A 23,714-nucleotide genomic window follows, 5' to 3' on the forward strand; every position below is an offset into this window, starting at 1 on the left:
TGCGCATCGCGCTTTGCCGTGTCAGTGGATGCGCATTATAGGGAGTTAATTTTTTCTGGCAAGGGTTTATTTTAAATCAATGACTGACTGGCGGGTTTTTATGCAAAAGATGGAAAAAACAGCAGTTATCCCGCAAAAGACACTAATAATTGCGTTTTTTTTCTGCAAATTTATTACTCTCAGGGAAAACACATTAGAATAATGAAAGAAGTCTGTAGACAGGGCATCTGAGGACAGGCCCTTCAAGCCAAAAGGATACTCAATGGTTCGTACCGCTCGTAGTATGGCTGGTTTGCCATGGATAGCCGCGATGGCTTTCTTTATGCAATCACTGGATGCAACAATTCTGAATACCGCATTACCCGCGATTGCCCATAGCCTTGATCGCCCCCCGTTGGCCATGCAATCGGCAGTTATCAGTTATACATTAACTGTCGCTATGCTTATTCCGGTCAGCGGATGGCTGGCTGATCGCTTTGGTACCCGTAAAGTATTTATCGTTGCGGTCAGTTTGTTTGCTCTGGGGTCATTACTCTGTGCATTATCAGGCTCACTGTCGATGCTGGTCACTTCGAGGGTCATTCAGGGGATCGGTGGTGCAATGATGATGCCGGTCGCTCGCCTGGCACTATTACGGGCTTATCCACGCAGTGAGTTATTACCGATCCTGAACTTTGTGACTATGCCGGGGCTTATTGGGCCGGTGTTAGGACCGGTACTTGGCGGGGTACTGGTAACCTATGCGACCTGGCATTGGATTTTCCTGATTAATATTCCTATCGCGCTGGCCGGTGTTGTCTTTGCTCGCAAATATATGCCGGACTTTACGACACCAAAACGCCGCTTTGATACCGCAGGTTTCTTACTGTTCGGTTTCGGTCTGGTGTCGGTCTCTATCGGAATTGAATTACTCGGTGAACAGCTGGTCTCGGGACTGCTGGCAGCCGCTATCCTGATCACAGGGATTTTGCTATTAATCGCCTATGTATGGCATGCCAGAGGACACAGCGCACCGCTGATTGGCCTGCCTATGTTTAAGACCCGAACATTCTCTATTGGTATCATCGGGAATATTGCATCCCGGCTGGGGACCGGCTGTATTCCCTTTCTGATGCCATTAATGTTACAGCTGGGATTCGGTTATACGGCGCTGCTGGCCGGCTGCATTATGGTACCGACCGCATTAGGATCGATGCTGGCAAAATCTCTGGTGACACGGGTACTACGTTTGCTGGGATACCGGCGGACGCTGGTTGCAGTGACTTTTATCATCGGACTGTTTATTGCCAGCTTTTCATTACAATCCCCGGACTTGCCGTTATGGGCACTACTGCTCCCGTTGTTTGTGATGGGAATGTTTATGTCCACACAGTTTACTTCGATGAATACCATCACTCTGGCTGACTTAACTGACGAAAATGCCAGTGCAGGAAATAGTGTGCTGGCTGTCACTCAGCAAATATCGATCAGTTTCGGAGTGGCGGTCAGTGCCGCAGTATTACGCTTCTGGCAGAACTTTGATGGCACTGTATTAAGCCACTTCCATGCCACCTTCCTGACCATGGGGATTATTACGGTGATTTCTGCACTGGTCTTCCTGCAGTTAAAAGCCGTTGACGGTAAGAATCTGATACATGACCGCGCGAAGAAGAAAGGTTAACGGTTCCCCGTCGAAGCCCGTACCATTAACTCCGGTGTCAGCACCAGCAACTGCTGGCTGGCATCGGGCATCTTCATCCGATGAAGTAATGTATCAATGGCCAGTTCACCCAGTTCATCTTTCGGCTGACGTATAGTACTCAGAGGCGGTGTCAGATAGCGGGCCAGCTCAATATCATCATATCCTATAACTGCCATATCCTGAGGGATCCTTAGCCCGGCCTGATAAAGCGCCTGATACCCCCCGACAGCCATAGCATCATTACTGGTAAATACAGCCTGAGGGCGCGGATTTAGCATCAGCAGTTGCTGCATCGCATGGAAGCCGCCCTGGAATTCAAAGTCCCCCTCAACAATATACCCGGCAGGAACCGGCAACGCCGCTGCCGCCATAGCATGCTGATATCCTTTCAGACGCAGACGTGCTGTCGTTTTATCCTGAGGCCCGGCAATACAGGCAATACGTGTATAACCACAGGAAATAAGATGCCGGGTGGCCATTCCTCCGCCCTGCAAGGCGTTATCCTGAATAACGTCACTGCTGCTGTCAAACGGTGCCCAGTCCATCATCACTGCAGGAATTGAAGGATAACGCCCGAGGATTTCAACAGAAGGCCGGCGACTTTCGGTGCACATAATTAACAGCCCATCGACGCGCTTCTGTAGCAACGTTTCCAGGCTGCGATCCATCCGGTCCTTATCCCCCTCGGTATTACACAGAATCAGACTGTATCCCCGTTCATAACAACTGCGTTCCACCCCTTGCACAACTTCTGCATAAAACGGGTTACTGCTGGTCGTCAGCAACATCCCCAGAGTGCGGGTCTGATTCATTTTCAGACTGCGCGCCAATGCGGAAGGGGCATAGTTAAGCTGACTGATTGCCGTAGTCACTTTCCCGCGGATCGTTTCACTGACAAACCGGTTGTTATTAATCACGTGCGATACGGTAGATGTTGATACGCCGGCCAGCCGGGCAACATCTTTCATCGTAGCCACGTTTACCCCCGGGTTAGCAAAAATCGATCAATTTCTTGCCGCCAGGGTACTGAAGGCTGTGCACCACGGCGGGTAACCGCGATAGCGGCAGCGGCGCGGGCAAAATGCACCGACTCAGTTATCGTTTTCTTTTCCAGTAATGCCGTGCTCAATGCACCATTAAAGGTGTCTCCTGCTGCGATAGTATCTATCGCCTTAACACGAAACCCCGGAATATGCTGACCATTGCCTTGTTCGCTCAGCCATACGCCACGGCTGCCAAGGGTGATAAGCACAGAACCAATACCCTTTTCATGTAACACTGCAGCGGCTTTCGCGGCATCGTCATCAGTTGTGACCGCCACTCCCGTCAGGATCTGCGCTTCGGTTTCATTTGGCGTAATAATATCCACCAGCGACAATAGCTCATCGGAAAGAACGGTAGCCGGTGCCGGGTTCAGTATCACCCGGGTCTGATTCTGACGGGCAATACGCGCCGCTGCCAGTACAGTCTCTGGCGGAGATTCAAGCTGCATCAACAGTATATCCGCATCGGCAATGACCTGATGATGTTGTACAAGGTACTCAGGTGTCAGGGCTGCATTCGCCCCGGCGAAAATACCAATGCTATTTTCGCCGTCAGCATTAACAAAAATCAGCGCAACACCGGTTGACTCACCGTTAACGGCTGCTACCGGCGCCACATCAATACCATCATCAGCCAGTTGCCGACGGATACGCTGACCAATATCGTCGTTTCCGATACAGGCAATAAAAGCAATATCTGCGCCACTGCGTCCGGCAGCCACTGCCTGATTCGCCCCTTTTCCGCCAAATGCAACCTGATACTGCTGCCCCGCAAGGGTCTCTCCCGGCTGAGGAAACTGCTCCAGATTCAGAATATGATCCACATTAATACTGCCAAGAACTGCCAGTTTACCGTTATTTTTCATTAAGATAACCGTCCGGATAACTGCGCCACCCCAGGCGGCGCATGCCATACTGCGTTTAATTTATTGAGTAACCAGTTTCAGACCTACAGGGTGCAGCTGTTCTGTTTTTTGCCCTTTAAGCACTTTATCCGCTGTTTCTACACCGATTTTACCTATCAGCTCTGGCTGTTGAGCTATCGTGGCAGCCAGTTTCCCCTGTTCAACCGCCTTCACCCCGTCGGGTGTACCGTCGAAACCCACCACGACTACATCAGACTTACCGGCAGTTTGTAATGCCCGTAATGCACCCAGCGCCATTTCATCATTCTGAGCAAATACAGCCTGTACATCAGGATGAACGGTCAGCAGGTTTTGCATCACATTCAGCCCCTTAGTCCGGTCGAAATCAGCAGGCTGGCTGGCGATAATTTTGAATTTATGGGCATCTGCCGCCAGTTTAAAACCTTCACCACGCTCACGAGAGGCCGACGTTCCGGCAATCCCCTGCAACTCAATGATTTTCGCACCCTCTCCCCGTTGCTCCGCGATAAAGTCTCCGGCCAGCTTACCACCCGCACGGTTGTCAGAAGCTATATGACTGACAACCTTCCCACGATGAGCTATGCGGTCAAGCGTAATCACCGGGATATTTTCCTGATTGGCAATCTTTACCGAGTTACCCACCGCGTCAGAATCAGTCGGGTTGATCAATATGGCGCTGGCGCCACGCACCATCAAATCCTGAACGTTTGCCAGCTCTTTCGCCGGGTTATTCTGTGAATCCAGTACCAGCAGGTTATAACCCAGCTTATCTGCTTCTTGCTTAGCACCGTCTTTCAATGAAACAAAGAAAGGATTGTTCAGTGTGGATATCACCAGTGCAATCGTCTGTTTCGCCATCGCCTGAGAGGTTAAGGTTGCGCCTAACAATAAGGCCAGTGCCGTTAGTGTTTTCATATGCGTTATCCTGTAGGGTAATCAGTTAGTTACTTTTTTTGTTATCTGCAAGCACCGCCAGTAAAATCACTACCGCTTTGACGATCATTTGGTAGTAAGAGGAAACACCGAGCAAATTCAGCCCGTTATTCAGGAAGCCAAGGATCAGCGCGCCAATAAGGGTTCCCGTAATCCGCCCCTTACCCCCGGTCAGACTGGTGCCGCCAAGAACCACAGCCGCAATGGCATCCAGCTCATAGCCGGTTCCTGCGGTTGGCTGCGCGGAAGAAAGGCGCGCCACTTCGATAATTCCAGCCAGTGCAGCCAGCATGCCACACAGCGTATAAACAATAATTTTTACCCGGTCCACGCTGATCCCTGAAAGACGCGTCGCTGCTTCATTTCCACCCAGCGCATAGATATAGCGCCCCTGCCGGGTGTGATGCAGCATGTACCATACCGCCAGGAAAACAATCGCCATCAGCCAGACGGGGGTCGGGATCCCCAGCGGCCGGCCAATACCAAACCAGCCAAACAAATCAGCATTTTCATTAAAGCCAGTACTCACCGGACTACCGTCGGTATAGACCATGGTGATACCACGCAGCAGTAACATCATAACCAGCGTGGCAATAAACGCCTGGACCTTTCCTTTTGCGACAATCGTTCCGGTAATCCCTCCGATAAATGCACCCAGTGCCAGCGAAGCAGCCACCGCCACCAGCCCATTAATTTCCAGGCCAACCAGTGATGCCGCCACGGCACCGGTCAGCGCCAGCAGCGCACCGACGGAAAGGTCGATACCTGAAGTCAGAATAACCAGCGTCATCCCTGCGGCCATAATGGCGTTCACCGAGGTCTGTTGCAGAATATTAAGCAGGTTAGCTACGGTAAAAAAGCCGGGACTGATGGCAGAAACAATGGCAATCAGCACCAGAAGCGCAATCAGCGATTTCTGTTCAAGCAGCCAGGCCTTAGTGAGTAAACGGTGTGAAGGAATTGAGTCTGTACTCATCATGATGCCGTCTCCGCGTTATCATATTTACCTACTGCTGCCGACATCAGAATTTCCTGAGACGCTTGCTCAATCGGGAAATTACCGCTTAGCCGCCCTTCGTGCATCACCAGCACACGATCACTGATCCCCAGTAGTTCCGGCATTTCAGAAGAGACGAGGATGATACTCATCCCTTCTTTTTTAAACTGGTTTATCAGCTGATAAATTTCTTTCTTCGCACCGACATCCACTCCGCGTGTCGGTTCATCAAGGATCAGCACCACGGGCCGCGTCATCAGGCCTCGGGCGATCGCTATTTTCTGTTGGTTACCGCCTGACAGCAGGCCAACCGACTGATTTACCGAAGGGGTTTTGATGTTAAACCATCGGATAAAGTCCCCTGTCGCCAGTTGTTCTGCCGTATGTTTCAGGCATCCCCCGCGGTGACTGAAATACTTAAGGGCCGTCAGTGACATGTTCTCTTTTACTGACATACCCGGTATCAGACCGTCACGCTTACGATCCTCAGAAACATAGACGATACCGTTAATCAGGCCTTCTTCCGGTGAGCGTACTGTCACCTTTTTTCCGTCCAGTATCACCGTTCCGGAGCTGCGCGGCAAAGCACCATAAAGAACCTTCATTAATTCTGTACGCCCTGCGCCCATCAGACCTGCCACACCAAGGATTTCGCCTTTACGCAGGGTAAAGCTGACATCATCAATGCCGGGTCCGCTCACATGTTCGACAGTCAGCAGAATATCTCCGGGGGGGTTATTCAGTCGCGGATACTGATCTTCAAGCTTACGGCCTACCATCATTTCTATCAGCGACTCTTCCCGCAGCGTAGTCACCTCACGCTCGGCAATAAACTGACCGTCGCGGAAAATCGTTACGTCATCGCAGATTTCAAAAATTTCTTTCATCCGGTGGGAGATATAAACAATACCGCAGCCCTTAGCCTTGAGGTCATTGATCACTCGGAACAGGGAGGCGGTTTCCGTATCGGTCAGTGCATCCGTGGGTTCATCCATAATGATGACTTTGGATTCAAAACTCAGTACTTTGGCAATCTCAACCATCTGTTGATCACCAATTGATAAGTCACCCACCCGCTTATCGCTGCTGAAACGCAGATTCAGGCGTTTCATTAACCGTTCAGCCTGCCGGTGCATCTTTTTCCACTGGATACACCCAAAACGGTTGATACATTCCCGTCCCAGAAAAATATTTTCTGCAACACTCAGTTGCGGGATCAGATTGAGCTCCTGATGGATAATGCCGATCCCTGCTGCCTGCGATGCCTTAGGACTGTCAAAGGTCGTTTCTTTCCCCAGCCATTTAAGGCTTCCGGCGTCACGAGCATAGATCCCGGTCAGGACTTTCATCATGGTGGATTTCCCGGCACCGTTTTCGCCCACCAGTGCCATCACACGCCCCGGATAGACGGACAGCGCGGCCCCGGATAACGCTTTAACTCCGGGGAAAGATTTATCAATGCCTTTAAGCTGCAGTAACGGTTGCATAACACCCTCAGAAGGTCACGCCAGCGTTAAGGATAATATTCGCATAGGGGGAGCACTCACCGCTGCGGACAATAGCCTGACTATGTTGTGTTTTTTCTTTGAACTGTTCATGGCTGAGGTAACTGATATCGATAGTATTTCCCTGATGGTGTTGCAATGATTCAAGCAGGGCGAGCAATTCACTGTGCAGCTGCGGGTTATGCTGCACTATCTCCTCCGCAAGAAAGACACTCTCAACCTGCATTTCGTCCGTTACCGTTTGGACTACCTGCAACAAACCGGGAACACCCTGAGTCAGCGCAAGATCAATACGCTGCGGACCAGCAGGAACAGGCAGGCCTGCATCACTGATGGTAAGACTGTCAGTGTGGCCTGTTCGGGCGATAACTGCCGAAATCTCAGCATTCAGTAAGGTGCCTTTTTTCATGTTTCACTCGCTGTCGAAACGTTTCGATGGCTGCATATTAGACAGGGACGAGGAGATAACAACCAGCCTGCGGTGAAAATGTGAGCACCCTCTAAACATTCCGCAGAGGCAGTACACCGCATCCATGATCATATTCCGGCGGAGGAAAAAAGGACGGGAAAGAGAGGTCACCGGTCACGGCGATACAAAATATCCATAACCTGCGGTGACACAAAAAACCTGCGGTTATCAGGCGACGGGGAAAGGATTCTCCGGGCAACATGTCAGGGGGAAGGGAGCGGTCAGTTTTCAGACCGCTCCCGTGCATCAGAACTCGACCTGAGTCCCCAGTTCAATCACCCGGTTAGGCGGGATTTCAAACTGATCAGGAGCCCGTAGTGCATTGCGTTGTAACGCCATAAATAGCTTACCGCGCAACCGCAGATACCATGGCCGCTTCCCGAGGATCAGCGACTCTCTCGACATAAAGAAAGAGGTGTCCATCATCCGGCAATTAAGTCCTTCCAGTCCGCAGCGGTGAAAAATTTCCTCGACATTCGGGGTTTCACGCCAGCCATAGCTGGCAACCACCCGCCAGAAGGTCGGTGATAACTGTTCAATAGTGACCCGTCGTACATTATGTACGTAAGGGGCATCTTCGGTACGCAGCGTCAACAAGACTACCCGCTCATGTAATACTTTGTTGTGCTTCAGGTTATGCAGCATTGCGAACGGAATAACATTCAGTACCCTGGACATAAATACCGCCGTTCCCGGAACCCTGACCGGAGGATTCTTTTCCAGCGAGGCAATCATGGCTTCCAGAGAATTACCATGTTCATGCATCCGCCGCAGTACCCTGAAGCGTTCACTTTTCCAGGTGGTCATAATAATAAACATCACCAGCGCCAGACAAAGCGGTAGCCAGCCTCCGGAGAAAATTTTCACCAGGTTAGCACTGAACAGCGGAACATCGACACACATCAGGACGATAAAAATCAGTGAGACCAGGAAAATATTCCAGTGCCAGTTTTTACGCGCTACGGTACAGGACAATATTGTCGTCAGGATCATGGTTCCGGTCACCGCAATACCATAAGCCGCCGCAAGGTTGCTGGAATGACGGAAACAGATAATAACCACCAGCACAGCAAAATAGAGCAGCCAGTTAATCACCGGAACATAAATCTGTCCGGACTCCATTTCAGAGGTATAAATAATACGCATCGGCGGTAAATACCCCAGCCGTACCGCCTGACGGGTCAGTGAAAATACGCCGGAAATAACGGCCTGAGAAGCAATAACTGTCGCAAGGGTTGCCAGCAGTAACATCGGGATCAGGGCCCAGTCCGGTGCCAGCAGGAAGAAAGGGTTTTTAATCGCTTCAGGGTGTGCTAACAGCAGTGCACCCTGACCAAAATAGTTGATCACCAGAGAAGGCAATACCGCACCAAACCAGGCAATACGGATCGGCAATTTACCGAAATGCCCCATGTCAGCATACAATGCTTCAACACCGGTAATCGACAGAACCACCGCCCCGAGAGCAAAGAACGACACACTTTTATAGTGGATGAAGAATTCAATGGCATACCAGGGATTAAGTGCATGCAGAACTACCGGATTGCTGATAATACTTTTCGCCCCGAGAACTGCCAGTACAAGGAACCATAACACCATCACCGGGGCAAACATCTTACCGACCAGCCCGGTGCCATGCTTCTGGATCAGAAACAGTAACGTCAGTACAGCAATTGAAAGCGGTACGATATAAGGGTCCAGAGACGGAGCGGCAATTTCAAGCCCTTCCATTGCTGACATTACGGATATTGCCGGGGTAATCACAACTTCACCATAGAAGAAGCTTCCCCCCACCAGCCCCATAATCAATAACACGGCGGTAATCCGCGCACTGGTATTCCGGCCGGCGAGAGACATTAACGTCAGAATCCCGCCTTCACCGGCATTATCCGCCCGCATGACATAGCAGATATATTTTAACGATACGACAAGGATTAATAGCCAGAAAATTAATGACAAAAATCCAAAAACCGATTGCTGCTCGATGCCAAAACCAAATTGTCCCGAAAGACACTCACGCAGTGTATACAGCGGGCTGGTACCAATATCACCATACACCACACCTATCGCTGCCAGCGTCAATGCGCCAGTTGATTGTTTGTTATTTGAGCTCATATCATTTTATCTTGTTTTTAACCAATCCCGTAAATACATGCTTCACTCGTTACCAAAGTGGCACAGTATGCACTTATTAATATAAAAACCCACCCGATTATCAGACAATGGCATCTAAAATCCATACGCTTATCACCGGGGAACCATACTCCGTAAAAAAAATCATAAAGATAAAAGCACCTGCAGGCAGTGGTGATCTTTTAATGACAGCTATCCCGGCGGTCAAGTCTCAGGCAGTTATTACAAGGACTCAATTCGTATTATGGCACTGACTCATCTCTTAGCAGACAGAATTACACGGCTCAGTAATATGCTGGAACAAGGTCTGTATGAAAGACACCACACTATCCGGTTATGTCTGCTGGCGGCATTAGCCGGTGAGAGTGTTTTTCTGATGGGTCCTCCGGGGATTGCAAAGAGCCTGATCGCGCGCAGGATAAAGTATGCCTTTCGCGATGCCAAGGCTTTTGAATATCTGATGACTCGCTTCTCCACTCCCGAAGAAGTCTTCGGACCGTTATCGATACAGGCTCTGAAAGACGAAGGCCGTTATCAGCGCCTGACCAAAGGATATCTTCCCGACGCCGAAATCGTTTTTCTTGATGAAATATGGAAGGCTGGCCCGGCAATACTCAATACATTGCTGACGGCCATTAATGAACGCCGCTTTCGTAACGGTGATAACGAAACGACGATACCGATGAGGCTGCTGATTGCGGCGTCGAATGAATTACCCGATGCAGAAAGTGGCCTGTCGGCACTGTATGACCGTATGCTGATCCGTCTGTGTCTTGATAATGTCAGCAGTAAAAATAATTTCCGCAATGTGCTTATCTCGTCGCCTGACGCCCCGTTCACCGCCGCAGAAGAGTCTCTGCGTATCACTGACGATGAGTATCACCAGTGGCAGCAAGAGATCCTCAAAGTCAGCTTGCCGGATAATGTCTTCGACCTTATCTATCAGTTACGCCGTCAGCTGGAGAGCCTGCCTGATGCGCCTTATATTTCTGATCGTCGCTGGAAGAAGGCGATCCACTTGCTGCAGGCAAGTGCTTTTTTCAGCGGCCGCCAGGCGATTGCACCGGTTGATATTATTTTACTGAAAGACTGCCTGTGGCATGACCAGGCATCAATGCAACTGACAGAGCGGGAAATTAAAGGATTACTGACAGGCTACGCTTTTGAGCAACAGCCTTTACTGATCAAGCTTCGTCAGTTACAGACCCGTAAATTTGCACTGCAACAACAGATGAACCTCGATCAGGCGCTGAAACTGGAAAAGCAGAGCAGGTTATTTAGCCGTAAACATCACCATATTTTACCGGCCTTAGGGGAAGGTGAACAACTGACACTGATCCTGCAAAATCCCCTGATCCTGCATGAACAGAAGAGTAACCATCTTGTGGTCAGCAAAGAGGAACTGAACCAGTGGCTGGCCAGGGGCGGCGAAATAAAAGGGCAGCTGAATGGTATCGGCTTTGCACAACCTCTGGACTTGTATATTGATGACCGGGACTGTCTCAATATCAGGGATATCAGCCTGCAATCCTCTTTACTGAGTGTACTTCCGCGCGAGACTCTGCGCGAGATACCGGAAGAAATAACCCGCGGCCTGAATGAGCTCAAAGACCGGCTACAAACCCAGCGGTTACTTTTCCGTCAGCATCAGCAATGTTTATTTATTGATAATGACTGGCTGGCGATTATTGAGCAAAGCCTGCAGGATGTGGCAGAACAGATAGAACAGGAAACCCAATGATCTCCATTGATTCTCTGCTCAGTCTGCTGACCTACAGTGATGCCGACACCCTCAATGACTTTTTGTCGGCACTGCTGGCGGCACCGCAATTAGTTATTTTTCTCGAAAAAAGCCCCGGCCTTAAAAAAGCGCTGCTGAAAGAATTACCGGATATTAAAGCCGCTATCAGCGAAGAACAAAAAAATACGCCTGTACCGGCCAGCCTGGCACAGGAGTTTCAGCTGTTCACCCTGCAAAAGTCATTCAGTCTTTATCATTTCAGCCAGAATATGTCCGATACATTGCTCCGGCTGGAACAGCTCGGCTCTCCGTTCAGGGAGGAGGCAAACAGACTGGTCACCGGGGCTGACGACCAGCTACTGACAGCTGCGCAACATAGCTTATTTTTTCAGCGCTGGCGCCAGAGTCTGACACTGCAGACCGTCACCTTAAATGAGGGGCTGCTGGAGCAACAGCGAGATAAACTTATTACTGAGTTACAACAGCGTATGACCCTGTCCAGCCAGCTTTCACCGTTATCAGACGGCAACGAGGAAACGGCAGCCGGCCATTTGTGGGATATGAGTAAATCGCCACCGGGAAAAGGGGATACGGGGCTGATTCTGCAATACAGTGAATTTCTGAATACCTGTCCGGAATTACAGACACTGGCTGCCCGGTTAGGCCGCAGCAGAGAGGCACAGTCGCTCCCGGCAGAAAACGCACCGCCGGGCCAGCAGATTGTGCAGGTACATAAAACTGAAACACTGCCGGAAGAAGTCTGTGGTATTCATCAAAGTGACGATATTCTGCGGTTACTCCCCACGGAACTGGCGGCACTGAGTATCAGTGAGCTCGAACTGGAATTCTACCGGCGGCTGGTGGAAAAGCGTCTGCTTACCTACCAGCTGCAGGGGGAATCTGTACATGATGATATCCGCCAGCGGCCGGTGATCTACAGACATAAGGATCAACAGCCAAAAGGGCCGTTTATTGTCTGTGTGGATACCTCCGGTTCCATGGGCGGGTTTAATGAACGCTGTGCTAAAGCATTTTGCCTGGCGTTACTAAAAATCGCGCTGGCCGAAAACCGCGGTTGTTTCATTATGTTGTTTGCCCATGACGTGATCCATTATGAGCTGACCACAGAGAACGGACTGGAACAGGCCGTGCGTTTTCTGAGCCAGCGTTTTCGCGGAGGAACCGATATCGCAAAGTGCCTTAACAGGGTACTGGACAGCATGGAAAACCCGGCCTGGAAGGATGCTGATGCAGTCATTATTTCAGATTTTATAGCTCAGCATCTGCCGGAGGTGCTGATCAAACGGGTTACACACCATCAGCAACACAGCCAGCAGCGTTTCCACGCAGTCTGTATGTCAGCCCATGGGAAACCCGGAATATTGCAGATATTTGACCATATATGGAAATTCGATACCCGCCTCAGAACCCGCCTGCTGAGATACCTGAAACGCTAGACAGCGGATATTTCCCGGATTACTGTCAATACATCATCCCAGGGGGACGGCAGAACACACCGCCCGCGACAGATTTAGAAAGGACAAATGATGGCCGATATGCTGCAACTGGATCAACTCGATCGCGATATCCTGAACGTATTACTTAATAATGCCAGAACCGCCTACGCAGAGCTGGCAAAACAGTTTAATGTCAGCGCAGGCACTGTTCATGTCAGGGTCGAAAAAATGCGTCAGGCCGGTATTATTCTCGGCACCCGTATTGATGTTGACCCAAGAAAACTGGGATTCGATGTGTGCTGTTTTATCGGTATTATTCTGAAGAGTGCCCGTGATTATCCGGCAGCCCTGAGCAAACTCCGGGCGCTGGATGAAGTGGTTGAAGCCTGGTACACCACCGGACATTACAGTATTTTTATTAAAGTGATGTGCCGCTCTATTGATGCTCTGCAACAGGTGCTGATCAATAAGATTCAGACCATTGATGAAATTCAGTCCACAGAAACACTTATCTCCCTGCAAAACCCTATCAGCCGTACGATAAAGCCCTGATCAGACAGATCTGTGTGGATAACCTTATCCATCCACCAGGTCCCTGCTTTCTCTGCAATTTCCCCGTAAAATAAAAATGAATAACCTTGTTGTCCACAGGTGGATCACGGCTTGATCACAGCGTACAATGCTGCCTTTTACTGAGGGAAGACTGATGGCGGATATCACGTTTATCACAGGCAGCACCCTGGGAAGTGCCGAATATGTGGCTGAAGAATTAGCAGCATTACTCGAACAGGAAGAAATTTCGTCTGAAATTCTGCATGGCCCGGCGCTTGATGACCTGCCAGTCACCGGAACCTGGTTACTGATAACCTCAACCCATGGTGCCGGTGAAGTCCCGGACAATCTTTTACCGTTCTTTGAACAATTAAAAGAACAGCAACCGGATCTTTCCGCGGTACGCTATGGTGCTATCGGCTTAGGTAATCATGAGTATGATCTGTTTTGTGGCGCGATCAGAAGTATTGATCAACTACTGCAGTCCCTTGGGGCCACCAGGATCGGCGATCGTCTGGAAATTGATGTTCTGCAACATGATGTCCCGGAAGATCCGGCCAGCGAGTGGTTAGCCGACTGGAAAAGCCTGATTTGAGATCACTGACACGGTTGTTGATCGTTTATTTATGAGGATCCACGGTCAATTGTCCTGTTTTTTACTGTTTTTTTTCCCGGGCTCTGTGGATAAGTACCCCTTTATTGTGCTGATAACCGGTAGTTATCCAATGAATAACCGATGGCGATTTTTTGTGCTGTGTATAAGTAGCGATTTTGATCTCAGCTTATACGTTACGGATCAACCGATCATTCACAGCATTGGATCTATCTCAGACTGCTGTTAACTATAAAGAATTGACACTTACCCACAGGATCGGGCGATCCTAATAAGAGATCTAACAGAAAGATCATACATAAAATAAAGATCTTTCTTTTAAACCCTTACGATCCTGCCACTTTCCCATGCGCTGGAATTTAAGTAGAATCCACTGCCGGGATATGCTCCCAACCGTTAATCTACCGAGGTATCGTTTCATGTTTTATCCAGATCCTTTTGACGTCATCATCATTGGTGGTGGTCATGCGGGAACAGAAGCCGCAATGGCCGCTGCCCGAATGGGTCAGCAAACCCTGCTACTGACCCACAATATCGATACGCTGGGACAAATGTCATGTAATCCGGCGATCGGTGGGATCGGCAAAGGGCATCTGGTGAAAGAAGTCGATGCGCTGGGTGGCCTGATGGCCGAAGCTATCGATAAATCGGGCATCCAGTTTAGAATACTAAACAGCAGCAAAGGCCCTGCGGTGCGTGCTACACGGGCACAGGCTGACAGAGTACTCTATCGGCAGGCTGTACGTACCGCACTGGAAAACCAGCCAAACCTGATGATCTTCCAGCAGGCCGTTGAAGATCTGATTGTGGAAAACGATCAGGTCGTTGGTGCTGTAACTCAGATGGGGCTCCGTTTCCGTGCTAAAGCCGTGGTACTGACCGTCGGGACTTTCCTTGACGGAAAAATTCATATCGGACTGGATAATTACAGTGGTGGTCGTGCCGGCGATCCGCCATCTATCCCGTTATCCCGCAGACTGCGTGAATTGCCTTTACGGGTCAGTCGTCTGAAAACCGGTACACCGCCGCGTATCGATGCCAGAACCATCGATTTTTCTGTGCTGGCTGCACAGCATGGTGATAATCCGGTGCCTGTGTTCTCGTTTATGGGGAAAGCATCCGATCATCCGGCACAGATGGCCTGTTATATCACTCATACCAATGAAAAAACCCATGATGTGATCCGTGATAACCTCGATCGCAGCCCGATGTATGCCGGAGTGATCGAAGGGATCGGGCCACGTTACTGTCCGTCAATTGAAGACAAGGTGATGCGTTTTGCCGATCGTAATGCGCATCAGATCTTCCTCGAACCGGAAGGGCTGACCAGCAACGAAATTTACCCGAACGGTATTTCTACCAGTCTGCCATTTGATGTACAGATGAAAATCGTCCGTTCTATGCAGGGCCTGGAAAATGCAAAGATTATCCGTCCGGGTTATGCCATTGAATATGATTTCTTCGACCCGCGTGACCTGAAACCGACCCTGGAAAGTAAATATATCCACGGTCTGTTTTTTGCCGGGCAGATTAACGGCACTACCGGCTATGAAGAAGCTGCGGCCCAGGGATTACTGGCAGGGTTAAATGCCGGGCGTTTTTCTGCGGACAAAGAAGGCTGGACGCCGCGTCGTGATGAAGCGTATCTCGGTGTGCTGGTGGATGACCTCTGTACCCTGGGAACCAAAGAACCCTACCGTATGTTTACCTCACGTGCAGAATATCGTCTGATGCTGCGTGAAGATAACGCCGATTTACGCTTAACGTCCATCGGCCGTGAATTGGGGTTAGTGAATGATGAACGCTGGGCCAGTTTCAATAAGAAACTGGAATCGATTGAACTGGAACGTCAGCGTTTACGGGATATTCACGTTCATCCTAAATCGGATATTGTCTCGCAGGTTAATTCACTGCTGAGTACCGGACTGACAAAAGAAGCCAATGGCGAAGATTTACTGCGTCGCCCTGAAATGACCTATTCTCAGCTGATGTCATTGCCTGCTTTCGGGCCAGCGGTCAGCGATCCACTGGCTGCTGAGCAGGTGGAAATTCAGGTGAAATACGAAGGGTATATTGCCCGTCAGAAAGAAGAGATTGAACGTCAGCAGCGTAATGAGAATACCCTGTTGCCGGTTGACCTTGATTACCGGAATGTCAGCGGACTTTCAAATGAAGTGATTGCCAAGCTTAACGATCATAAACCATCGTCAATTGGTCAGGCATCGCGCATTTCCGGGATCACTCCGGCCGCAATCTCAATTTTATTGATCTATCTGAAAAAACAGGGCCTGCTGCGTAAAAGTGCCTGAGCCCTCAGCTATAAACAGGGGCCGCTGTAAGGCTGCCCCTGACAACAGGAATTTCCCCGTGATTAATACTCTCTCCGCATTACTCAGTAAGGCCGGTATTTCCTTAACCGATCAGCAAAAACAGCAACTGGTCAGTTATGTGGGCTTACTGGATAAATGGAATAAAGCTTATAACCTGACCTCGGTTCGTGATCCGCAGCAGATGCTTGTTCGTCACATTATGGACAGCATTGTGGTTGCACCGTATCTGAAAGGGAACAAATTTATCGATGTCGGTACCGGCCCCGGTTTGCCGGGAATTCCACTGGCGATTGTCTGTCCTGAAGCCAGTTTCACTCTGCTCGACAGTCTGGGGAAACGGGTCCGCTTTTTACGCCAGGTGCAGCATGAGCTTAAACTGGACAATATTATTCCGGTACAGAGCAGGGCAGAGGCATTTACCGATCAGCCACTGTTTGACGGGGTGATTAGTCGGGCATTTGCTTCACTGCAGGATATGGTCAGCTGGTGTCATCATTTACCCGCACCTGCGCAGGGACGTTTTTATGCGTTAAAAGGTGTTGTGCCCGAAGATGAGCTGGCGGAATTACCCGCAAACCTGAGTGTTGAAAAACTGGTCTCGCTACAGGTCCCTGAGCTGGAAGGTGAACGTCATCTGGTTATTTTAAAGCAAAAATAAATCGGCCTGCCCGGCGGCAGGGCAGGGCGCTGCCGCCGGGAGAATATATTTTATGTGATAAAAATCACATAAAATATATTTAAGTACGATATTTGTAACTGTTAATGGCTGCCGGAACCACAGAAATAATTCATTTCACACTCTCTGCCGCTGCCTGCGGGTCTGTATCTCAGCAGATATCCGCTAACAAATCACTTTACGTTAATAAATAGCATGCTAATTACTTGCCGGATATATTCGTCTGTCTGGACAGATGTGTATTCCGGGGGACAGATTTTTTCCGGTGTGCTGTTTTATTCAGTTTATTCAGTCCGGATAAACAGTGCTTCCTGAAAAATTTTTTATCATCATGATTTTATTATGTTTTTATTCGTTTCCTGCCATGATTTCCTGAAGTTACCTGATTATCTGCCATGCGGTCTGTAATTATTATTCCTTAATTAAACAGAAAAACTGATGACTAATGAACGATATGAAATAAAGACAAATCAGAATTTATTAATAATTATCCTTTTGTTTACTAAGTATTTTATTTGATTTAGTGTGCCAGCGGGTAAGGTTACCCGGCTGTTACCGGGCCGGACAATATTGTTAACACCGGAACAGTATTTATCTTCTGAAAATAAGGATATTACATGAAAGAACTTTCAATAACAGAAACCACTCAGATCAGTGGTGGTTTGTTTACTCTGGTTACCGGACCTGTCGGTGGCTTACTGGGTTTCACCATTGGCTCTATCGTTGATGCCGGGGTCGGTGCCCTTAAAGGCCAGTCGCTGAGCTTTAAAACCTCCGGCGCATTGCTTGGCGCAGGTATCGGGGCGATTGTTGGTCTGAGCCCGATTCTTGCCACGACCGGTATCGGTCTTGGGGTGGTGAGCATTGTCGATAATGCTAAAAAATTTCTGGCCAGCTGATGTGTAAGCCGGGAGATTTTATTCTCTCTGTCGTTAGCATCTGCATTTTTAGACGTGACTGATTTGTATCATGTCAGAGGCGCTGACCCGATCAGCGCCTCTTTATTATTTGCGGACAGATTCTCTGAAGACACCTGCATTTTTTGCTATTCCTGCTTTTTTGCCACGTGATTTATTGCGGTTAAATTAGTATTGTTATCAGACTGCATATTCTGCTGCGCTAAAAACCCCGTGTTTATTTTATAACTTCCTTTTATTTTTTAATATACTGACGCGGTCTGGTCATTGCGCCGTGGCAGGTATGTAAAATAAATGATAAATAAATGAAATGATTAACCTTCAAATAACAGCAATAAATGTAAGGCTAATTGTTTTTTCAGGGTGTAGTATCGTCTCCGGTTCATAAAACACCGAGGAAAAGAGGCCATCAGATCGGGCAGTCTCTTTGTATTCTGCGATTTTTGGCGAAGATTATTGGTGAAAACACCTTTTCAGAAAGAAATTTAAATAATTGTTCACCTTTTCTCTACTTACAGATTGAAATCGCAGGAGTGCCCCGTATAATTTGCACGGCTTTTGCTGTTCATCTCTTCGGGGGTGATCACAGCAGTTTGTGTAGAACACACGATATACCCAACATAAGTAAAGGAGAGTAAGAAAGTAATGTCTGTATCTCTTTATAGTTTGAGATTAGCCAGGACAGTGCTGCTTATTCAATTGGTGATCGTTTTACTCATCAGTATTCTCTTTACTTTGAAAAGCATTCACTGGGGAGCTTCTGCTCTGGCAGGGGGGCTATCGGCCTGGTTGCCGGCTGTCCTGTTTACGTTTCTGGCCTGGCGCCTGCAAGGGCAATCACCGGCTAAAGGGCGTGTTGCCTGGACTTTTGCATTAGGTGAAGTCTGCAAGGTATTCACCACCATCGTATTGCTTGTTGTGGCGTTGGGTGTGTTCGGGGCGGTGTTTTGGCCTCTTGGACTGAGCTGGTTATCGGTGCTGGTGGTGCAAATCATTGCACCGGTTGTAATTAACAAAAAAGGGTAAGATGCATCATGGCCGCAGGAGAAATCTCAACCCCACAGGAATACATAAGTCATCACCTGCAACACTTGCAGCTTGATTTACGTACTTTCCAGTTGGTGAATGCGCACGACGCTCCGGCAACTTTCTGGACGTTAAACCTGGATTCCATGTTTTTCTCTGTCGTACTGGGTCTGGTCTTTCTGGTACTGTTCCGTAAAGTGGCAAAACATGTCACCAGCGGTGTTCCGGGAAAACTGCAGGCGGCTATTGAACTGGTTGTTGGTTTCGTCGATGGCAACGTTCGTGATATGTATCACGGCAAAAGCAAACTTATCGCCCCGCTGGCTCTGACTATTTTTGTCTGGGTCTTTTTAATGAACTTCATGGATTTGTTACCAATCGATCTGCTGCCTTATCTGGGCGAGCATGTCTTTGGTTTGCCGGCATTACGTGTTGTGCCGTCCGCTGACGTGAATGTGACATTATCTATGGCGCTGGGCGTATTTATTTTGATTCTGTTTTACAGCATCAAAATGAAAGGCGTGGGTGGTTTTACTAAAGAACTGACTCTGCAGCCTTTCAACCACCCGATCTTTATCCCCATCAACCTGATTCTTGAAGGTGTTAGCCTGCTGTCCAAACCGGTTTCTCTCGGTCTGCGACTGTTCGGTAACATGTATGCGGGTGAACTGATCTTTATCCTGATTGCGGGACTGTTACCGTGGTGGTCACAGTGGGTTCTGAATGTGCCATGGGCCATTTTCCACATATTGATTATCTCGTTACAGGCGTTTATTTTCATGGTCCTCACGATTGTCTATCTGTCGATGGCATCTGAAGAACATTGATTTTTTATCTCAACACTACTGAATTTATTGAAACAAACTGGAGACTGTCATGGAAAACGTGAGTATGGATCTGCTGTACATGGCTGCCGCTGTGATGATGGGTCTGGCGGCAATCGGTGCTGCGATCGGTATCGGCATCCTCGGTGGTAAATTTCTGGAAGGTGCTGCTCGTCAGCCTGACCTGATTCCTCTGCTGCGCACTCAGTTCTTTGTTGTTATGGGTCTGGTGGATGCTATCCCAATGATCGCTGTAGGTCTGGGTCTCTACGTGATGTTTGCTGTCGCCTAGTCACGCCTGGTAATACGGTTGTTCATATCGCGATTTTATGCGAATGAACGAATTCTGCCGTTTACCAATACGTTGGTAACGGCAGAGCAAGCTAACTTAACAAGAGGCATTGTGCTGTGAATATTAATGCAACAATCCTCGGCCAGGCCATTGCGTTTATCCTGTTCGTCGCATTTTGTATGAAGTACGTATGGCCGCCGATTATGGCAGCTATCGAGAAACGTCAGAAAGAAGTTGCTGATAGTCTCGCTTCTGCAGAACGCGCTCAAAAAGACCTGGATATCGCTCAGGCTAATGCGTCCGAACAGCTGAAAAAAGCCAAAGAAGATGCTCAGGTCATTATCGAGCAGGCAAATAAACGTCGTGCCCAGATTCTGGATGAAGCAAAAGCCGAAGCTGAAGCTGAACGTCACAAAATCGTAGCTCAGGCTCAGTCCGAAATTGATGCCGAACGTAAACGTGCACGTGAAGAATTACGTAAGCAGGTAGCGTTGCTGGCCGTTGCGGGTGCCGAGAAGATTATTGAGCGTTCCGTTGATGAAGCTGCTAACAGCGACATCGTTGATAAACTGGTCGCTGAACTGTAAGGAGGGAGGGGCTGATGTCTGAATTTACTACTGTAGCTCGCCCCTACGCCAAAGCAGCTTTTGACTTTGCTGTTGAGCATCAAAGTATTGATCGCTGGCAGAGCATGCTGGCATTTTCTGCAGATGTTGCAAGTGATAAACAAGTTGCTGAACTTCTTTCCGGTGCGAAAGCGCCAGAAACAGTATCATCAACCTTTATTGCCATCTGTGGTGATCAACTCGATGAAAATAGTCAGAACCTGATTAAGGTAATGGCAAATAATAAACGTTTGAAAGCGCTTCCTGCTGTTTTGGAACAATTCATTCAATTACGTGACGCTTATGAAGCGATTGCAGAGGTTGATGTAACTTCAGCCAATCAATTGAGTGAAGAGCAGCTGGCTAAAATCAGTGCTGCGATGGAAAAACGTTTATCACGCAAAGTTAAGCTGAATTGCAAAATCGATAAGTCTGTAATTGCGGGCGTAGTCATCCAGGCTGGTGACATGGTCATTGATGGCAGCGTACGTGGCCGTCTTGACCGTCTGGCAGACGACTTGCAGTCTTAAGGGGACTGGAGCATATGCAACTGAATTCCACCGAAATCAGCGAACTGATCAAGCAGCGCATTGCTCAGTTCAATGTGGTGAGCGAAGCTCACAATGAAGGTACTATTGTTTCTGTAAGTGACGGTATCATCCGCATCAACGGCCTGGCCGATGTAATGCAGGGTGAGATGATTGCCCTGCCGGGTAACCGTTACGCTATCGCACTGAACCTGGAGCGTGACTCTGTAGGTGCAGTGGTTATGGGCCCATACATGGATCTTGCCGAAGGCATGAAAGTGAAATGTACTGGCCGTATTCTGGAAGTACCGGTTGGTCGTGGTTTACTGGGGCGTGTTGTTAACACCCTGGGTGAGCCAATTGACGGTAAAGGCCCTGTGGATAACGATGGCTTCTCTCCTGTAGAAGTTATTGCACCGGGTGTTATCGATCGTCAGTCAGTCGATCAGCCTGTTCAGACCGGTTATAAAGCTGTTGACTCCATGATCCCGGTCGGACGTGGTCAGCGTGAGCTGATCATCGGTGACCGTCAGACAGGTAAAACAGCGATGGCTATCGATGCCATCATCAACCAGCGTGATTCAGGCATTAAATGTGTCTATGTTGCTATCGGCCAGAAAGCGTCCACTATTTCTAACGTGGTACGTAAACTGGAAGAGCACGGCGCATTAGCGAACACCATCGTGGTGGTTGCCTCTGCTTCCGAGTCTGCAGCCCTGCAATACCTGGCACCTTATGCCGGTTGTGCGATGGGTGAATACTTCCGTGACCGCGGTGAAGATGCTCTGATCGTTTATGATGACCTGTCAAAACAGGCTGTTGCTTACCGTCAGATTTCACTGCTGCTGCGTCGTCCGCCAGGCCGTGAAGCATTCCCTGGTGACGTTTTCTACCTCCACTCCCGTCTGCTGGAGCGTGCATCACGCGTAAATGCTGAGTACGTTGAAGCATTCACTAAAGGTGCAGTGAAAGGTAAAACCGGTTCTCTGACAGCTCTGCCTATCATTGAAACTCAGGCGGGTGACGTTTCTGCGTTCGTTCCGACTAACGTAATTTCGATTACAGATGGTCAGATCTTCCTGGAATCTAACCTGTTTAACTCCGGTATCCGTCCGGCTGTTAACCCGGGGATCTCTGTATCCCGTGTAGGTGGTGCAGCACAGACGAAAATCATCAAGAAACTGTCCGGGGGTATCCGTACCGCTCTGGCACAGTATCGTGAACTGGCGGCGTTCTCTCAGTTCGCGTCAGATCTGGATGATGCTACCCGTAAGCAACTGGAACACGGTCAGAAAGTCACTGAACTGCTGAAGCAGAAGCAGTATGCACCGATGTCTGTTGCTCAGCAGGGCCTGGTCCTGTTTGCGGTTGAGCGCGGTTACCTGGGCGATGTTGAGGTTGCTAAAATCCTCAGCTTTGAGTCTTCTCTGCTGTCATTCGCTGAGCGTGAACACGCTGAACTGATGCAGGAAATCAACCAAGCGGGTAACTTTAATGGCGAAATCGAAGCGAAGTTAAAAGCGCTGCTCGATTCGTTTAAAGCAACTCAGTCCTGGTAATGTCTTGCGGCTTGCCTGAAATGGCAGGCCGCCTGACTTTGAGGAGAAGCTCATGGCCGGCGCAAAAGAAATACGTAGTAAGATTGGAAGCGTAAAGAATACGCAGAAAATCACCAAAGCGATGGAAATGGTCGCCGCCTCCAAAATGCGTAAAACGCAGGAACGCATGGCGGCCAGCCGTCCGTATGCAGAAACCATTCGCAAAGTGATTGGTCACTTAGCGTTAGGGAATCTGGAATACAAGCACCCTTACCTGGAAGAGCGTGACGTTAAGCGCGTCGGCTATCTGGTCGTATCTACTGACCGCGGGCTTTGTGGTGGTTTGAACATTAACCTGTTCAAGAAATTGCTGGCAGATATGAAAGCATGGTCTGATAAAGGCGTTCAGAGTGAACTGGCCATTATCGGTTCCAAAGGCCTGTCTTTCTTCGGTGCCGCAGGCGCGGATATCGTGGCTCAGGTAAACGGTCTGGGCGATAAGCCTGCACTGTCTGATCTGATTGGCCCGGTAAAAGTGATGCTGCAGGCTTACGATGAAGGCCGGATCGACAAGCTTTATGTTGTCAGTAATAAATTTAACAACACCATGTCCCAGACTCCGGTGCTCAATCAACTGCTGCCGTTACCGCCAGCAGAAGATAATGAAGAACTGAAGAAGAAAACATGGGATTACCTGTACGAACCCGATCCGAAAGCGCTGCTGGATACTCTGCTGCGTCGTTACGTCGAGTCTCAGGTTTATCAGGGTGTTGTAGAGAACCTGGCCAGCGAGCAGGCAGCACGTATGGTGGCGATGAAAGCGGCAACCGATAACGGTGGCGAGCTTATCAAAGAGCTTCAGTTGGTTTACAACAAAGCCCGCCAGGCCAGCATCACCCAGGAACTTACCGAGATCGTCTCGGGGGCCTCCGCGGTTTAACCAGGTAACGAATTAGGTAGAGGATTCA

Annotated in this window: 22 protein-coding genes; 15 read left to right on the plus strand and 7 right to left on the minus strand. The window is 49.1% G+C overall.

The window, feature by feature from the left end:
- Positions 1-262 precede the first annotated feature (262 nt).
- Positions 263-1,660, plus strand: a complete 1,398-nt coding sequence (mdtD, locus tag JK216_RS15910) for a multidrug transporter subunit MdtD (protein WP_212709083.1) — start codon at positions 263-265, stop codon at positions 1,658-1,660.
- On the opposite strand, the gene rbsR is transcribed toward mdtD, so the two are convergent.
- From rbsR to kup, 7 genes are all read right to left on the minus strand, one after another.
- Complete coding sequence (gene rbsR, locus JK216_RS15915; protein WP_349290173.1) at positions 1,657-2,658, minus strand: ribose operon transcriptional repressor RbsR; 1,002 nt, start codon at positions 2,656-2,658, stop codon at positions 1,657-1,659. The genes mdtD and rbsR overlap by 4 nt on opposite strands.
- 2 nt (positions 2,659-2,660) lie before the next feature.
- The gene (gene rbsK / locus JK216_RS15920) at positions 2,661-3,590 is read right to left on the minus strand and encodes a ribokinase (RefSeq protein WP_212710916.1); all 930 of its coding nucleotides are present in this window, start codon (positions 3,588-3,590) and stop codon (positions 2,661-2,663) included.
- A 60-nt stretch (positions 3,591-3,650) separates the two neighbouring features.
- Positions 3,651-4,526: a ribose ABC transporter substrate-binding protein RbsB gene (gene rbsB / locus JK216_RS15925; RefSeq protein ID WP_212709085.1), complete on the minus strand. Its 876-nt coding sequence runs from the start codon at positions 4,524-4,526 to the stop codon at positions 3,651-3,653.
- Positions 4,527-4,551: 25 nt separating this feature from the next.
- Positions 4,552-5,520 carry a ribose ABC transporter permease gene (rbsC, locus tag JK216_RS15930; RefSeq protein WP_212709117.1) on the minus strand — a complete coding sequence of 323 codons (969 nt, stop codon included), beginning with the start codon at positions 5,518-5,520 and terminating at the stop codon, positions 4,552-4,554.
- Positions 5,520-7,028, minus strand: coding sequence for a ribose ABC transporter ATP-binding protein RbsA (gene rbsA, locus JK216_RS15935; protein WP_212709086.1), 1,509 nt, complete (start codon positions 7,026-7,028; stop codon positions 5,520-5,522). Before rbsA ends, rbsC begins: the two co-directional genes overlap by 1 nt.
- 7 nt (positions 7,029-7,035) lie before the next feature.
- Positions 7,036-7,455 carry a D-ribose pyranase gene (gene rbsD, locus JK216_RS15940; protein ID WP_212712115.1) on the minus strand — a complete coding sequence of 140 codons (420 nt, stop codon included), beginning with the start codon at positions 7,453-7,455 and terminating at the stop codon, positions 7,036-7,038.
- Positions 7,456-7,761: 306 nt separating this feature from the next.
- Positions 7,762-9,630, minus strand: coding sequence for a low affinity potassium transporter Kup (gene kup / locus JK216_RS15945; RefSeq protein ID WP_212709088.1), 1,869 nt, complete (start codon positions 9,628-9,630; stop codon positions 7,762-7,764).
- A 262-nt stretch (positions 9,631-9,892) separates the two neighbouring features.
- Between kup and ravA the strand changes: the two genes are divergently transcribed.
- The 14 genes from ravA (at position 9,893) to atpG (ending at position 23,686) form a co-directional block, all read left to right on the plus strand.
- The gene (gene ravA / locus JK216_RS15950) at positions 9,893-11,389 is read left to right on the plus strand and encodes an ATPase RavA (RefSeq protein ID WP_212712116.1); all 1,497 of its coding nucleotides are present in this window, start codon (positions 9,893-9,895) and stop codon (positions 11,387-11,389) included.
- Entirely contained in the window at positions 11,386-12,846 is a 1,461-nt protein-coding gene (gene viaA, locus JK216_RS15955; RefSeq protein ID WP_212712117.1) for an ATPase RavA stimulator ViaA, read from the plus strand. The genes ravA and viaA overlap by 4 nt, the downstream gene beginning before the upstream one ends.
- A gap of 90 nt (positions 12,847-12,936) precedes the next feature.
- Positions 12,937-13,398, plus strand: a complete 462-nt coding sequence (gene asnC / locus JK216_RS15960) for a transcriptional regulator AsnC (protein ID WP_212709118.1) — start codon at positions 12,937-12,939, stop codon at positions 13,396-13,398.
- 154 nt (positions 13,399-13,552) lie between these two features.
- On the plus strand, positions 13,553-13,993 hold the full coding sequence (gene mioC, locus JK216_RS15965) for an FMN-binding protein MioC (protein WP_212709091.1): 441 nt from the start codon (positions 13,553-13,555) through the stop codon (positions 13,991-13,993).
- A gap of 437 nt (positions 13,994-14,430) precedes the next feature.
- On the plus strand, positions 14,431-16,320 hold the full coding sequence (gene mnmG / locus JK216_RS15970) for a tRNA uridine-5-carboxymethylaminomethyl(34) synthesis enzyme MnmG (RefSeq protein WP_212709092.1): 1,890 nt from the start codon (positions 14,431-14,433) through the stop codon (positions 16,318-16,320).
- Positions 16,321-16,378: 58 nt separating this feature from the next.
- Complete coding sequence (gene rsmG / locus JK216_RS15975; protein WP_212709093.1) at positions 16,379-16,999, plus strand: 16S rRNA (guanine(527)-N(7))-methyltransferase RsmG; 621 nt, start codon at positions 16,379-16,381, stop codon at positions 16,997-16,999.
- Positions 17,000-17,634: 635 nt separating this feature from the next.
- Positions 17,635-17,916: a hypothetical protein gene (locus JK216_RS15980; protein ID WP_212709094.1), complete on the plus strand. Its 282-nt coding sequence runs from the start codon at positions 17,635-17,637 to the stop codon at positions 17,914-17,916.
- 663 nt (positions 17,917-18,579) lie between these two features.
- Positions 18,580-18,960 carry a F0F1 ATP synthase subunit I gene (atpI, locus tag JK216_RS15985; protein WP_212709095.1) on the plus strand — a complete coding sequence of 127 codons (381 nt, stop codon included), beginning with the start codon at positions 18,580-18,582 and terminating at the stop codon, positions 18,958-18,960.
- 8 nt (positions 18,961-18,968) lie between these two features.
- Positions 18,969-19,787: a F0F1 ATP synthase subunit A gene (gene atpB, locus JK216_RS15990; RefSeq protein WP_212709096.1), complete on the plus strand. Its 819-nt coding sequence runs from the start codon at positions 18,969-18,971 to the stop codon at positions 19,785-19,787.
- 49 nt (positions 19,788-19,836) lie between these two features.
- Positions 19,837-20,076, plus strand: a complete 240-nt coding sequence (atpE, locus tag JK216_RS15995; protein WP_212709097.1) for a F0F1 ATP synthase subunit C — start codon at positions 19,837-19,839, stop codon at positions 20,074-20,076.
- A 116-nt stretch (positions 20,077-20,192) separates the two neighbouring features.
- Positions 20,193-20,663 (plus strand): F0F1 ATP synthase subunit B, encoded by a 471-nt coding sequence (atpF, locus tag JK216_RS16000; RefSeq protein ID WP_212709098.1) that lies wholly within the window; start codon positions 20,193-20,195, stop codon positions 20,661-20,663.
- Positions 20,664-20,677: 14 nt separating this feature from the next.
- Positions 20,678-21,211, plus strand: coding sequence for a F0F1 ATP synthase subunit delta (gene atpH, locus JK216_RS16005; protein ID WP_212709099.1), 534 nt, complete (start codon positions 20,678-20,680; stop codon positions 21,209-21,211).
- A 14-nt stretch (positions 21,212-21,225) separates the two neighbouring features.
- On the plus strand, positions 21,226-22,767 hold the full coding sequence (gene atpA / locus JK216_RS16010; RefSeq protein ID WP_212709100.1) for a F0F1 ATP synthase subunit alpha: 1,542 nt from the start codon (positions 21,226-21,228) through the stop codon (positions 22,765-22,767).
- A 52-nt stretch (positions 22,768-22,819) separates the two neighbouring features.
- Positions 22,820-23,686 carry a F0F1 ATP synthase subunit gamma gene (gene atpG, locus JK216_RS16015; RefSeq protein ID WP_212709101.1) on the plus strand — a complete coding sequence of 289 codons (867 nt, stop codon included), beginning with the start codon at positions 22,820-22,822 and terminating at the stop codon, positions 23,684-23,686.
- Positions 23,687-23,714: the final 28 nt, after the last annotated feature.

The organism is Tatumella sp. JGM94, from assembly GCF_018257595.1.
In the GTDB taxonomy this organism is placed as follows: Bacteria; Pseudomonadota; Gammaproteobacteria; order Enterobacterales; family Enterobacteriaceae; genus Tatumella; species Tatumella punctata.